The sequence below is a fragment of the Citrobacter sp. CK195 genome, from assembly GCF_030333365.1.
Classification (GTDB): domain Bacteria; phylum Pseudomonadota; class Gammaproteobacteria; order Enterobacterales; family Enterobacteriaceae; genus Citrobacter_B; species Citrobacter_B koseri.
The window spans coordinates 309,472-322,935 of sequence record NZ_JAOWGB010000023.1 but is presented as its reverse complement, the minus strand read 5'-3'; the positions used below and the strand labels follow the sequence as shown (position 1 = coordinate 322,935).

Sequence of the window (13,464 nt, the reverse complement as noted above, 5' to 3'; positions counted from 1 at the left end):
CTTGACCCTGATCTTTATCTTAAAAAAATAAAATACAGAATGTTACGCATTACAACACCGATCCCCGCCCGCAGGATCACAGGCTATGTTGAATAACACGAGTACGCAGTCCTGATGAAACAAAAAGAATTGTGGATCAACCAAATCAAAGGGTTATGCATCTGCCTGGTGGTCATTTATCACTCTGTGATTACGTTTTATCCCCACCTGACCGCTTTCCAGTATCCGTTATCGGAGATCCTGACGAAATGCTGGATCTACTTTAACCTCTATCTGGCGCCGTTTCGCATGCCGGTGTTTTTCTTTATTTCCGGGTATCTGATCCGCCGCTATATTGACAGCGTGCCCTGGGGAACCTGTATTGATAAACGGATCTGGAGCATTGTCTGGGTACTGGCGCTCTGGGGAGTGGCGCAATGGCTGGCGCTTAGCTGGCTCAACCACTGGCTGGCGCCCGAACGCGACATCAACAACGCCTCCAACGCCGCTTATGCCGGGTCCGTCGGCGAGTTTATTCACGGAATGCTGACGGCCAGCACCAGCCTCTGGTATCTGTATGCGCTGGTTGTCTATTTTGTGCTGTGTAAAGTTTTCAGCCAATGGGCAAAACCACTGTTCGTACTGTTTGTACTGCTGAGCGTGACGATAAACTTCGTGCCGACGCCGTGGTGGGGAATGAACAGCGTGATCCGCAACCTGCCTTACTACAGCCTCGGCGCCTGGTTTGGCGCCACGCTGATGGAGTGGATTAAGCATGTCCCACTGCGTCGTTATGCTATCGCGTTTGCGGGCATTGCGCTGCTCGCCGTCATCGCCTGGCTGGTTAATGTATCCCTGCTGCTCTCACTGGTGTCGATTGTGCTGATCATGAAGCTTTTCTATCAGTATGAGCAGCGCTTCGGCATGCGTTCTTCCAGCCTGCTGAATGTCATCGGCTCAAACACTATTGCTATCTATACAACCCACCGTATCCTGGTCGAAGCGTTCAGCTTAACGTTGATTCCGAAAATCAACGGCGCGGCATGGTCGCCGCAGCTTGAGTTTGCTCTGCTGTTGGTTTACCCCTTTGCCAGTCTGCTGATTTGCACGCTGACGGGCCTTACCGTCCGAAAAATTTCGCAACGCCTGTTTGCCGATCTCTTCTTCTCTCCGCCTTCTCTCCCCGCCGTTACCAGCTATTCGCGTTAATCTTTTCGCCCCCTCCCGGGGGCGAATCAATTTGCTAAAGAGAAACGATCACGGATAATAAAGAGCATTGCTTATCAGTGATATGCCCCCATAGTGTGGTGTATACCCAATAGAGATCCTGCAACCACTATGCCTGAACAACAACGTTATACTCTGCCAACCAAACCCGGCGATCAGCGCCAGTTGGGTGAGCTTACCGGCGCCGCCTGCGCCACGCTGGTGGCGGAGATTGCCGAGCGCCATGCTGGCCCAATCGTGCTTATTGCACCTGACATGCAAAACGCCCTGCGCCTGCATGACGAAGTTCGCCAGTTCACCGACCAACTGGTGATGAATCTGGCGGACTGGGAAACGCTCCCTTACGACAGCTTTTCCCCACACCAGGAAATCATCTCTTCACGCCTGTCCACGCTTTACCAGTTGCCGTCAATGCAGCGCGGCGTATTGATTGTTCCGGTAAATACGCTGATGCAGCGCGTTTGCCCGCACAGTTATTTGCACGGCCACGCCCTGGTGATGAAAAAGGGTCAGCGTTTGTCGCGCGACGCCCTGCGCGCACAGCTGGATAGCGCGGGCTATCGCCATGTTGATCAGGTCATGGAACACGGTGAATACGCCACTCGCGGCGCGCTGCTGGATCTGTTTCCGATGGGCAGCGAACAGCCCTATCGTCTTGATTTTTTTGATGATGAAATCGACAGCTTGCGCCTGTTTGATGCCGATACCCAGCGTACGCTGGAAGAAGTCGACGCCATCAATTTGCTGCCCGCGCATGAATTTCCGACCGATAAAACGGCCATCGAGCTGTTCCGCAGCCAGTGGCGTGACACATTTGAAGTTAAACGCGACGCCGAGCATATTTACCAGCAGGTCAGTAAAGGCACACTGCCTGCCGGGATCGAATACTGGCAGCCGCTGTTCTTCAACGAGCCGCTGCCGCCTCTGTTCAGCTACTTCCCGGCGAACACGCTGCTGGTGAATACCGGCGCGCTGGAAAACAGCGCTGAGCGCTTCCAGGCCGATACCCTGGCGCGTTTTGAAAACCGTGGCGTCGATCCTATGCGCCCGCTTTTGCCGCCGGAATCCCTGTGGCTGCGGGTCGATGAGCTGTTCTCTGAACTCAAACGCTGGCCCCGCATACAGTTAAAAACCGAACATCTGCCAGGTAAGGCGGCGAATACCAATCTGGGTTTCCAGAAACTGCCGGATCTGGCGGTACAGGCGCAGCAAAAAGCGCCGCTGGACGCGCTGCGTAGATTTCTTGAATCCTTCAACGGGCCGGTCATTTTCTCCGTAGAAAGCGAAGGCCGCCGTGAAGCGCTCGGGGAACTGCTCGCCCGTATTAAAATTTCACCCAAACGAATTTTGCGCCTGGATGAAGCGCTCGACGCCGGACGTTACCTGATGATTGGCGCTGCGGAGCATGGTTTCATCGATACGCAGCGTAATCTGGCGCTTATTTGCGAGAGCGATTTGCTGGGTGAACGCGTTGCGCGTCGCCGTCAGGACTCACGCCGCACGATTAACCCCGACACGCTGATCCGCAACCTGGCGGAGCTGCATCCTGGCCAGCCGGTGGTACACCTTGAGCATGGTGTGGGGCGTTATGCGGGTATGACGACGCTGGAAGCCGGCGGCATCAAGGGCGAGTACCTGATGCTCACCTACGCCAACGACGCCAGACTGTACGTACCGGTGTCATCTTTGCATCTCATCAGCCGCTATGCCGGAGGCGCCGAAGAGAACGCGCCGCTGCATAAACTGGGCGGCGACGCCTGGTCTCGCGCCCGACAGAAAGCCGCGGAGAAAGTGCGCGACGTGGCGGCAGAGCTACTGGATATTTACGCCCAGCGCGCGGCGAAAGAAGGTTTCGCCTTTAAGCACGATCGCGAGCAGTATCAGCTGTTCTGCGACAGCTTCCCGTTCGAAACCACGCCAGACCAGGCGCAGGCCATTAACGCCGTCCTGAGCGACATGTGCCAACCGCTGGCAATGGATCGTCTGGTGTGCGGCGACGTCGGCTTCGGGAAAACCGAAGTGGCGATGCGCGCCGCGTTCCTGGCGGTGGAAAACCACAAACAGGTCGCGGTGCTGGTGCCTACCACCCTGCTGGCGCAACAGCATTTCGATAACTTCCGCGACCGCTTCGCCAACTGGCCGGTGCGCATCGAAATGCTCTCCCGTTTCCGTAGCGCCAAAGAGCAAGCGCAGATCCTTGAGCAGGTCGCTGAGGGGAAAATCGACATTCTGATCGGCACTCATAAGCTGCTGCAAAGCGATGTGAAATTAAAAGATTTGGGCTTGCTGATTGTCGATGAAGAGCACCGTTTCGGCGTACGGCATAAAGAGCGCATCAAGGCAATGCGCGCCGACGTTGATATTCTGACGCTGACGGCAACGCCAATCCCTCGTACGCTCAACATGGCGATGAGCGGTATGCGCGATCTGTCGATCATTGCCACACCGCCCGCCCGTCGTCTGGCGGTAAAAACCTTCGTCCGTGAATATGACAACCTGGTGGTGCGCGAGGCTATCCTGCGTGAAGTTCTGCGCGGCGGCCAGGTGTATTATCTGTATAACGACGTGGAGAATATCCAGAAAGCCGCGGACCGACTGGCGGAACTGGTGCCGGAAGCCCGCATCGCAATTGGTCACGGGCAGATGCGCGAGCGCGAACTTGAGCGCGTTATGAACGACTTCCACCACCAGCGCTTTAACGTTCTGGTGTGTACCACCATTATCGAAACCGGTATTGATATTCCAACCGCGAACACGATCATCATTGAGCGCGCTGACCATTTCGGCCTGGCGCAGCTACACCAGCTACGTGGCCGCGTTGGACGTTCGCACCATCAGGCGTATGCCTGGCTGCTGACGCCGCATCCAAAAGCGATGACGACCGACGCGCAAAAACGTCTGGAAGCCATTGCCTCGCTGGAAGATTTGGGCGCTGGTTTTGCGCTGGCGACCCACGACCTCGAAATTCGCGGCGCTGGCGAGCTGCTTGGCGAAGATCAGAGCGGGCAGATGGAGACCATCGGCTTCTCGCTGTATATGGAGCTGCTGGAGAACGCCGTGGATGCGCTGAAAGCCGGACGTGAGCCGTCGCTGGAAGACCTCACCAGCCAGCAGACGGAAGTCGAACTGCGTATGCCGTCGCTGCTGCCGGATGATTTTATCCCGGATGTGAATACACGTCTGTCGTTCTATAAACGCATTGCCAGTGCGAAAAACGAAAACGAGCTGGAGGAGCTCAAGGTAGAGCTGATCGACCGTTTCGGCCTGCTGCCTGACCCGGCGCGCAATCTGCTGGATATCGCGCGTCTGCGCCAACAGGCACAGAAGCTGGGCATTCGAAAACTGGAAGGCAACGAGAAAGGCGGTACGATCGAGTTTGCCGAGAAAAATCACGTTAACCCAACCTGGCTGATTGGTCTGTTGCAAAAACAACCGCAGCACTTCCGCCTCGACGGCCCGACACGCCTGAAGTTTATTCAGGATCTGGCGGAGCGTAAAACGCGTATGGACTGGGTGCGCCAGTTTATGGCGCAACTGGAAGAAAACGCGGCGGCGTAACGCCCTACGACGCCGGATGGCGGCGCAAGCACCTTATCCGGCCTACGGGAAGCATACCCTGTAGGCCCGGTAAGCGCAGCGCCACCGGGCACATCGCCTTATCCGGCCTACGGGAAGCATATCCTGTAGGCCCGGTAAGCGCAGCGCCACCGGGCGTAATGCCCTCTGCCATCCCCCGCGTTTTCGCCCACATTTACAACACTTTGCACTTCTCTTGCACTTCAAGACATGACAACCCGCCATAATGATCATTGACTCAATTTATTACAATAACCCTTTGATTTGTGATGATAATGAATAACATGCGACTTTCCCGCTGGCTGGCGTTTTTTACGCTCGCCGCGTCCGTAGCGCTGGCGATACCGGCGCAGGCGAACACATGGCCGCTTCCTCCTCCCGGCAGCAAACTGGTGGGCGAGAATACATTTCACGTTGTCGAAAACAACGGCGGCTCGCTGGAGGCGATTGCTAAAAAATACAATGTCGGTTTTTTAGCGTTGCTACAGGCAAACCCGGGCGTTGATCCTTACGTTCCCCGCGCGGGCAGCGTTCTGACCATCCCTCTGCAAACCTTACTGCCGGATGCGCCGCGCGAAGGTATTGTGATTAACCTCGCCGAATTGCGTCTGTATTACTATCCTCCCGGAAAAAATTCGGTGACCGTGTATCCAATCGGTATCGGTCAACTGGGTGGCGATACGTTGACGCCAACGATGGTCACTACCGTCTCGGATAAGCGCGCGAACCCAACCTGGACGCCTACGGCGAATATCCGCGCCCGTTACAAGGCTCAGGGAATAGACCTCCCTGCCGTGGTTCCCGCCGGGCCGGATAACCCAATGGGCCATCATGCGATCCGCTTAGCGGCTTATGGCGGCGTCTACTTGCTGCACGGCACGAATGCTGATTTCGGTATCGGGATGCGCGTCAGTTCCGGCTGTATTCGCCTGCGTGACGGTGATATTGAGACGCTGTTCCGTCAGGTCACGCCGGGTACGAAGGTCAACATTATTAATACGCCGATCAAAGCGTCCGTTGAACCTGGCGGCATGCGCCTGGTAGAAGTCCACCAGCCGTTATCGAAGAATATTGATGACGACCCGCAGATATTGCCGATCGTATTGAACGGTCAAATGCAGGCTTTCAAAGATGCCGCACAGACCGATGCCGCCGTTATGGAGCATGTTATGGAAGTGCGTTCAGGAATGCCGGTCGATGTCACCCGCCATCCCGGGATAACGCAGCAGTCGATGTAACGTCGGATAATAAAAAAGCCCCGCTCAGACAGCGGGGCTTTTTTGTGGCAGTAGCAGTGGCATTAATGAGGGTTAATGCTTATTTGTAGATAACCGCAGTCCCGTGGAGGGTGTTAGGACCGGTTACCGAAGTAATGCGGAAAGATTTCGCGCCCATTTCATCCGCTTTCTGCGCCAGTTGATCTTCCAGAGATCCCAGGTTAGTCCCGGCGGTTGCGGAAATGGTGCCCACTTTCTGTTGATCTACAGGCGTCGCCTGAACTTCAACAGCAGCGAAACTTGCGAAAGAGAGTGAACTCAGTACAGCGGCAGCAATGAGGGTTTTTACGTTTTTCATGATAGTGACCTTTAGCAGATGAACGGTGTCGAAATATTTACTTAACGATCGATAGGTAAATCATAGATGTGATCCAGGTCACACGTCAACATTTTTTTATAACGATCATTATATAAATTAAAAAGAACTTATTTTTCATATCAATACAGGTGAATTATTTTTCTTCTGAATGCGCTGGAGACTGAGCGGGATTATTTTTATAATGGTTGTTCAACAAACCCAACAAGGTACAACGGCATCATGACAACTGACTCGACAGGTTGCGTAAAAAAAAGCCGTGGCCGACCAAAAGTGTTCGACAGGGAAGCCGCGCTTGATAAGGCCATGACACTCTTCTGGCAGCACGGCTATGAAGCAACATCGCTCGCCGACCTCGTGGAAGCGACCGGCGCAAAAGCGCCCACGCTGTACGCAGAATTTACGAACAAGGAAGGGTTGTTCCGCGCAGTGCTGGACCGCTATATCAGCCGTTTTGCGGCAAAACATGAGGCCCAGCTCTTTTGTGAAGAAAAAAGCGTTGAGTCCGCGCTGGAAGACTATTTCACCGCCGTCGCGACATGCTTCACCAGTAAAGACACCCCTGCCGGGTGCTTTATGATCAACACGTCCGCCACACTGGCCGCCTCCTCCCGTGAAATCGCCCATACGGTGAAATCCCGCCACGCGATGCAGGAGCAGACGCTGACCCAGTTTTTGCGCCAGCGGCAGGAGCGCGGGGAAATTCCGGCGCACTGCAATCCACAAACGCTGGCGGAATATCTGAACTGTATTTTACAAGGAATGTCGATCAGTGCGCGTGAAGGCGCGACGTTTGACAAACTGATGCAGATAACCCGCACCACCCTACGGCTGTGGCCGGAGATGCTGAAGGCTTAGCGCCTGACCGTCTGATAAAAAAAGCCCCTCAGCCTGAGCGAATGAGGGGCTAACGTGCAGAGTACAGCTTTTTTTACGCGTCGTTATTCAGAATCAATTGACCGTTATTATCAAGCGGGATTTGCGTTCCGGGATCTTTATCCATGCGGATTTTCCCCTGCTGATCGCCAATCTTGTAAGTGACGTCATAGCCCAGCATTTTCTCTGACTTGTCATACACCGTTTTACAACGCTGCTGCGTAGAGGTGTAGGTGTCATTTTCCTGCATTGATCCCTGGATTTGGTTACCGGCGTACCCTCCGCCCAGCGCCCCGACGACGGTCGCCACATCTTTACCACGACCACCGCCGAACTGATGACCAATCACGCCGCCAGCAACCGCGCCAAGCACCGAACCGGCAATGCGATTTTCGTCCTGAACAGGTTTGCGGTGCGTGACCGTCACGTTGCGGCATTCCTGACGCGGTGTTTTGACGGTTTCTTTTATGGGTGTGGCTGATACGACTTGCGCATATTTCGGGCTACGGTCAAAAACGTTCAGACTGGCCACCGCCGCCACACCCAGCGCAGCAGCTACGCCAATCCCTATACCCGCCAACATTGATTTATTCACGGGAATTCCTCCTTTTTTTCTATTAGTAACAATTTTGCAACCAGCAGTGGGGTTAAGCAAATCAGAAAGAGGATGAAAAGTGCGGGGTTATGCGGCAAACAGACACGATTCAGAGAACTCTGAAGCAAATGGCGCGATTAAATTGCCGGATGGCGGCCGATGGCCTTATCCGGCCTACATGCTGTGCGAGCCGTAGGCCTGATAAGCGAAGCGCCATCAGGCGATACGGTAAGGATTAATGCAGTTTCAGACGCGGGCGAATCACACGGTTAATGCTGCCTACTAACATCATTAACCCGGTTTTAAAGTAACCGTGCAGCGCAATCTGGTGCATACGGTAAAGCGAAATGTAAACAAAACGCGCGATACGCCCTTCCACCATCATTGAACCGCGCATCAGGTTCCCCATCAGGCTGCCGACAGTCGAGAAATTAGAGAGCGATACCAGCGAACCGTGATCTTTATAAACGTAGTCTTTCATCGGTTTGCCTTTCATCTGCGCCAGAATATTATTCAGTGCGCAGCTTGCCATCTGATGCGCGGCCTGAGCGCGCGGCGGCACAAAGCCCCCTTCAGGACGTGCGCAGGAAGCACAGTCGCCGATGGCATAAACATCCGGGTCACGGGTGGTTTGCAGCGTCGGTTCAACCACTAACTGGTTGATGCGGTTAGTTTCCAGCCCGCCAATATCTTTCAGGAAATCAGGCGCTTTAATCCCTGCCGCCCACACCATCAGGTCAGCTTTGATGTGTTCGCCATCTTTCGTGTGCAGGCCGCCTTCGTCTGCGCTGGTCACCATCGTCTGAGTCAGTACGCGTACGCCCAGTTTGGTCAGTTCGCTATGCGCCGCAGCGGAAATACGCGGCGGCAGCGCAGGCAGAATGCGCTCACCGGCTTCAACCAGCGTCACGTTCAGCGCTTCGTTAGTCAGGCCTTTGTAGCCGTAGCTGTGCAGCTGTTTCACAGCGTTATGCAGTTCCGCAGAAAGCTCCACGCCCGTTGCGCCGCCACCGACAATCGCGATGTTGACCTTACCGCTAACCCCCATGCTGGAAGAGTATTTCAGGAACAGGTTCAGCATTTCCTGATGGAAGCGACGCGCCTGATGCGGGTTGTCCAGGAAAATACAGTGTTCTTTAACGCCAGGGGTGTTGAAGTCGTTAGAGGTGCTGCCCAGCGCCATCACCAGGGTGTCGTACGCGATTTTACGCTCAGGAACCAACAGTTCCCCTTTCTCGTCACGCAGTTCCGCAATGGTGATCGTTTTCGCTTCACGATCGATATCCATAACCGAACCCAACTGGAACTGGAAACCATGATTACGCGCATGCGCCAGGTAGCTCAGAGCGTCCACGCCTTCGTCCAGTGAACCGGTCGCCACTTCATGCAGCAACGGCTTCCACAGATGGCTGTGGTTTCTGTCCACCAGCGTGATTTTTGCCTTTTTCTTACGACCCAGTTTTTTACCCAACTGAGTCGCCATTTCAAGCCCGCCAGCACCGCCGCCGACAATCACGATCTTTTTCAATGGTGTAGTCAACGTGACCCCCCCTTAAATTTATTAACCAATTGTTAAGTAAAAGTTATAAATATAGCCTTTAATTAACAATAAGTTACGGTAATGCAAAGTGACTTCGCTAGTGAGAATAACACGAACGGTGCATTGGTCATACCAAAATTGATGTACATCAAGTTTTCTCGCTGAAAAGATAGACAACCCTGCCTGAATGCCCATAAAAAAACCAGCCCGAAGGCTGGTTTCTGAGGGGGGTGATCGGGTTATAACGGCTTAACCTAACGTTTTAAACGCTTTTATCCTCTGTAAATGAGGAGAGATATTCTTAAATTTATGGGTCTGCTCTTCGTCCCAGACAATTTCATAGAAATGATGCAGCTCTTTTGCCGAACGATGGCTGTCCAGCGCTTCATCATGCCGGGACAGGATCACCAGGCAGCGATCGCGGTTTTTTTCGCGGAAATTGGTGACGCATTTCGTTGCGATATCGGCATACTCTTCCGGGCGGTCGATTTTGCCTTCCATGTTCTCATAGGGGAACAGATTAGGGTTGAATACCACCTGGCGTATGTCGCACAGGAAGCCAATCCGCTCCGCCCAATACCCACCCAGTCCTACGCCACAAATTAATGGCCGATCGTCCACATTCAGTTGCAACATTTTGTCTACTTCTTTCAGCAGATGCTGCATGTCATGTTTGGGATGCCGTGTGCTATAGCTGATCAGTCTGACATCCGAATCAATAAACTGTAGCTGCAACACTTTCTCGTGGTTACCCGGACTGTTGGAGTCAAAACCGTGTAAATAGATAATCATCGCATCCTCACACAAAACTCGGGTTAATGACCTGCTTTTTCTTCCTGCCAGCGTTCATGCAACTGGTTAAGCTGGGCGCTGACCGTTTTCCAGCGTGCGGAGTCCATCAACTCCTGACGCGAAAATGAACCTTTATGATACAAACGCGTAACACGTTCTGCATTGATCGGCGACAGATTATCTAACACGCTGACCGCTCCTTTACGATTATTACAGACCAGGATCATATCGCAACCCGCATCCAGCGACGCCTGCCCGCGCTCCGCGTAGCTCCCCATAATCGCCGCCCCTTCCATCGACAGGTCATCGGAGAAAATCACGCCATCAAAACCAAGTTCCTCACGCAGCACCGTTTTCAGCCAGTGCGGTGAACCACTCGCCGGACGCGGATCGACATCGCTGTATATGACGTGCGCCGGCATAATCGCATCAAGTTTGTTCCCGGTGATTAGCGAACGGAACACCGACATATCCCTGGCGCGAATTTCCGCCTCAGGACGCGGATCGGTCGGCGTTTCTTTGTGCGAATCGGCAGTGACTGCCCCATGTCCGGGGAAGTGCTTACCGGTGGTTTTCATTCCGGCAGCATGCATCCCGTCGATAAAACGCGTCGCCATTGCCAGAGCTTTAAGCGGATCGGCATGGTAAGAACGCTCGCCAATTGCTGCGCTGATATGCCCGACATCCAGCACCGGCGCGAAACTGATATCAATGTCCATCGCGATCATCTCGCTGGCCATTAGCCACCCGGCGTCCTGCGCCAGTTTGCCCCCTTCTTCCAGCCCTTGCAGCGCAGCAAAAGATTGTGCGGCTGGCAGGCGGGTAAAACCTTCACGAAAACGCTGTACGCGTCCGCCTTCCTGGTCAACCGCCACCACCAGATGATTGCACGAAGCCGCCCGAATCTGGCGGACTAACTCGCGCAGCTGCTCCGGGTCATGATAATTACGCGTAAAGAGGATCAGCCCCCCCACCAGCGGATGGGCCAGAATCTCGCGCTCTTCTGCGTCCAGCTCAAACCCTTCGACATCCAACATTACTGGACCCACACTGCTCTCCTTATCCTTTCTTTTTCAGCTGCCGCCAGTCGTCGTCGGCCAGCCTGATAAATTGTTGTTCGCCGGTTTGCTGCCAGCGGTATTCAAACCATCCGGCTTTCAGCATCATTACCCAGGGGCGCCATAACCTGACCTGCCGCCATAGCGTTTGCGGACAGATATGCGCAACGGCGGCATAGGATGCCACCAGCCGTTGATGCTGCCGCTCATCCTCTACCCATACGGCGGCCAGTTCCAGAGCGATATCGCCGTCCCCGGCGTATTCCCAGTCAATCAACCGTAGCCCCGATGCCGTCTGTACCAGGTTATCGCCGTGGACATCCATATGCAAAGGCGCCAGACGCAGCGGACGAGGTTCCCGCGCCGCTCGCAGCCGTTTTAGCATCCGTAGCCAGTACGGCGTCCTGCGTGCCGGATCGCTCCCCTGCCAGTAGCGCACAAGCAGCGGTAACAGCGAAATACGCCAGCCAAAACGCGGTTGTTGATGCAGATGATACAGTAAGCCCGCCAGTTCGTCGGTATCCGGTAATCCAGATTTTACCTCTCCCTGCAAATAGTCCACCGCCATCCAGCCGGGAATATAAAAACGCGGTCTGGGAGCAAGGGTTTCCGGTAAACGTGACAACGCGTGATACTGACGCAAAAAATCAGATTCAGGCGCGAAGGGATCATGATGGCAACGGAGCACCAGACGGCGGGCGTCATGTTCAATGATGCAACTCCCGCCGCTTAATCCGTTGTGGCAGGCGGCGACGGGATGATATTGCGGGAAGTAGCGCGACAAAACGTCGTCGCGCGTCAGTAGATTATTGTTGCTGGACTGCACCTTTACCTGACCAGATTATCTCGCCAGTTTGTACCAGCATTAACTGCATTTGCAGCGATGGCGCATTGACGTTACCCGCCGCGCTGGAATAGAGCACATATTGCGCCCCTACGTTACGGGCGATGCCAATCGCTTTACTGCGCGTACCGAGGCTGTCCTGCGGTGATAAACCCAGTTGCTGCTTCGCCATCGCCAGTTGCTGCGCGGAAACCAGCGTAAATTTACCGTTATTCGCCAGCGCATTACGTAAAGTCTCTGTGGCCTCGCCCGCGTTGAGCGAACCGTTGGTGCGATTATTTACGCTATCGACCAGCAGTACGTTACCCGCCGTTACGCCATCAGCCTGGAGCATTTTTCCGACCATCGGCTGCATCGCGCTGTTCCAGTCATAATGGCGCACGCGCGGCGCAGGCTGTGCGGTCTGGTCTTCGTGTTCAATCGGGCCCGGCTGTTGCGGGATCGTCGGCACCGATGGCACGACCGGCACAGGCTGCTGCGGCTCAGCTGGCTGTTCCGGCGCCGGTTTGACTTCATCAACCGGTGCGGGTTCACGTTGCCCCACACAACCGGAGAGGAATATCGCCAGCGCGGCCACCAGTGCGTAGCGATTCATTTTCGTCATCAAAATTCACCCCTTACAAATAAAGATAAAGTCTAACCTTATGCGCCCCCAGATAATTGGCGCTGCCATACAGCGTGACCGACGAACGCGCCGGGATAGTCACACTGCGTGGCGCTTCCAGAGGATGCATTTCCAGCCCTCTGGCGTCATACCAGTAAAACCGATAATGCACGGTAACGGGTTCTTGCCTTTCGTTATAGAGGCGTGAGGATGCAGAAGGCTGAATATCGGACGTCGTCAACGTAGGCGCTTCCGCCGTGATACCGGCCGCCAGCAGCGTTGACTCCATCACCAGTGTCTGTTCATCACTGACCGGAATTTCAGGGTGTGAGCGACAACCCGCAAGCAACAGTAAGGCCAGTGATATCGCAAGGCATCCTCTGGTCATTGTCAGAGGCCTTTATGCGCCAGCATCGGCCCCAGCGCACACCCGCCCAGCAGGTGCATATGAATGTGATAAACCTCCTGCCCGCCATGACGGTTAGTATTCATGATCAGGCGGTAGCCGTCTTCGGCAATGCCTTCCTGCCCGGCAATTTTTGCCGCGACGGTGATCATACGGCCCAGCGCCTGTTCGTGCTCCGCCGTGACATCATTAACCGTTGGGATCAGGGTATTCGGGATGATCAGAATGTGCGTGGGCGCCTGCGGCGAAATATCGCGAAATGCGGTAACCAGTTCATCCTGGTAAACGATATCCGAGGGGATTTCACGACGGATAATTTTGCTGAATATAGTTTCTTCTGCCACGACATTTTTCCTTTTTTCAAAATTAGCCAT

General features: G+C 54.5%; 13 protein-coding genes. 4 read left to right on the top strand and 9 right to left on the bottom strand.

All coding sequences use genetic code 11. The annotated features are described in order from the left end of the window. Window positions 1–114 precede the first annotated feature (114 nt). The 3 genes from OGX93_RS10055 (at window position 115) to ldtC (ending at window position 6,020) form a co-directional block, all read left to right on the top strand. Window positions 115–1,188, top strand: a complete 1,074-nt coding sequence (locus tag OGX93_RS10055) for an acyltransferase family protein (RefSeq protein WP_199977228.1) — start codon at window positions 115–117, stop codon at window positions 1,186–1,188. A 129-nt stretch (window positions 1,189–1,317) separates the two neighbouring features. Next, window positions 1,318–4,764: a transcription-repair coupling factor gene (mfd, locus tag OGX93_RS10050; protein WP_012132801.1), complete on the top strand. Its 3,447-nt coding sequence runs from the start codon at window positions 1,318–1,320 to the stop codon at window positions 4,762–4,764. Window positions 4,765–5,054: 290 nt separating this feature from the next. Next, on the top strand, window positions 5,055–6,020 hold the full coding sequence (ldtC, locus tag OGX93_RS10045; protein ID WP_024130431.1) for a L,D-transpeptidase LdtC: 966 nt from the start codon (window positions 5,055–5,057) through the stop codon (window positions 6,018–6,020). A gap of 79 nt (window positions 6,021–6,099) precedes the next feature. On the opposite strand, the gene bhsA is transcribed toward ldtC, so the two are convergent. Further along, a complete protein-coding gene (gene bhsA, locus OGX93_RS10040; RefSeq protein ID WP_047457498.1) occupies window positions 6,100–6,357 on the bottom strand; it encodes a multiple stress resistance protein BhsA in 258 nt (85 codons plus the stop codon). A 240-nt stretch (window positions 6,358–6,597) separates the two neighbouring features. On the opposite strand from bhsA, the gene comR reads away from it, so the two are divergent. Then, complete coding sequence (gene comR, locus OGX93_RS10035; protein ID WP_024130432.1) at window positions 6,598–7,233, top strand: TetR family copper-responsive transcriptional repressor ComR; 636 nt, start codon at window positions 6,598–6,600, stop codon at window positions 7,231–7,233. A 73-nt stretch (window positions 7,234–7,306) separates the two neighbouring features. Here the strand turns inward: comR and OGX93_RS10030 are convergent, their stop codons facing one another. The 8 genes from OGX93_RS10030 to hinT form a co-directional block, all read right to left on the bottom strand. Beyond that, window positions 7,307–7,846 (bottom strand): glycine zipper 2TM domain-containing protein, encoded by a 540-nt coding sequence (locus OGX93_RS10030; protein ID WP_024130433.1) that lies wholly within the window; start codon window positions 7,844–7,846, stop codon window positions 7,307–7,309. A 235-nt stretch (window positions 7,847–8,081) separates the two neighbouring features. Beyond that, the gene (gene ndh, locus OGX93_RS10025) at window positions 8,082–9,386 is read right to left on the bottom strand and encodes an NADH-quinone dehydrogenase (protein WP_024130434.1); all 1,305 of its coding nucleotides are present in this window, start codon (window positions 9,384–9,386) and stop codon (window positions 8,082–8,084) included. A 249-nt stretch (window positions 9,387–9,635) separates the two neighbouring features. After that, window positions 9,636–10,178, bottom strand: coding sequence for an alpha/beta hydrolase YcfP (gene ycfP, locus OGX93_RS10020; RefSeq protein WP_012132812.1), 543 nt, complete (start codon window positions 10,176–10,178; stop codon window positions 9,636–9,638). Between the two features lie 23 nt (window positions 10,179–10,201). Then, window positions 10,202–11,227 carry a beta-N-acetylhexosaminidase gene (nagZ, locus tag OGX93_RS10015; protein ID WP_130028442.1) on the bottom strand — a complete coding sequence of 342 codons (1,026 nt, stop codon included), beginning with the start codon at window positions 11,225–11,227 and terminating at the stop codon, window positions 10,202–10,204. 10 nt (window positions 11,228–11,237) lie between these two features. After that, entirely contained in the window at window positions 11,238–12,062 is an 825-nt protein-coding gene (gene thiK / locus OGX93_RS10010) for a thiamine kinase (protein WP_286449633.1), read from the bottom strand. After that, the gene (lpoB, locus tag OGX93_RS10005) at window positions 12,043–12,684 is read right to left on the bottom strand and encodes a penicillin-binding protein activator LpoB (RefSeq protein WP_049008938.1); all 642 of its coding nucleotides are present in this window, start codon (window positions 12,682–12,684) and stop codon (window positions 12,043–12,045) included. The genes thiK and lpoB overlap by 20 nt, the downstream gene beginning before the upstream one ends. A gap of 13 nt (window positions 12,685–12,697) precedes the next feature. Then, a complete protein-coding gene (locus OGX93_RS10000; protein WP_286449634.1) occupies window positions 12,698–13,072 on the bottom strand; it encodes a YcfL family putative periplasmic lipoprotein in 375 nt (124 codons plus the stop codon). Window positions 13,073–13,074: 2 nt separating this feature from the next. Then, a complete protein-coding gene (gene hinT, locus OGX93_RS09995) occupies window positions 13,075–13,434 on the bottom strand; it encodes a purine nucleoside phosphoramidase (protein WP_115182342.1) in 360 nt (119 codons plus the stop codon). Window positions 13,435–13,464: the final 30 nt, after the last annotated feature.

Bases quoted from the DNA above. Each gene is read 5' to 3' on its own strand.
- OGX93_RS10055 (WP_199977228.1), top strand. From the start codon at position 115: ATGAAACAAAAAGAATTGTGGATCAACCAAATCAAAGGGTTATGCATC.
- lpoB (WP_049008938.1), bottom strand. From the start codon at position 12,684: ATGACGAAAATGAATCGCTACGCACTGGTGGCCGCGCTGGCGATATTC.
- ycfP (WP_012132812.1), bottom strand. From the start codon at position 10,178: ATGATTATCTATTTACACGGTTTTGACTCCAACAGTCCGGGTAACCAC.
- OGX93_RS10000 (WP_286449634.1), bottom strand. From the start codon at position 13,072: ATGACCAGAGGATGCCTTGCGATATCACTGGCCTTACTGTTGCTTGCG.
- mfd (WP_012132801.1), top strand. From the start codon at position 1,318: ATGCCTGAACAACAACGTTATACTCTGCCAACCAAACCCGGCGATCAG.
- bhsA (WP_047457498.1), bottom strand. From the start codon at position 6,357: ATGAAAAACGTAAAAACCCTCATTGCTGCCGCTGTACTGAGTTCACTC.
- comR (WP_024130432.1), top strand. From the start codon at position 6,598: ATGACAACTGACTCGACAGGTTGCGTAAAAAAAAGCCGTGGCCGACCA.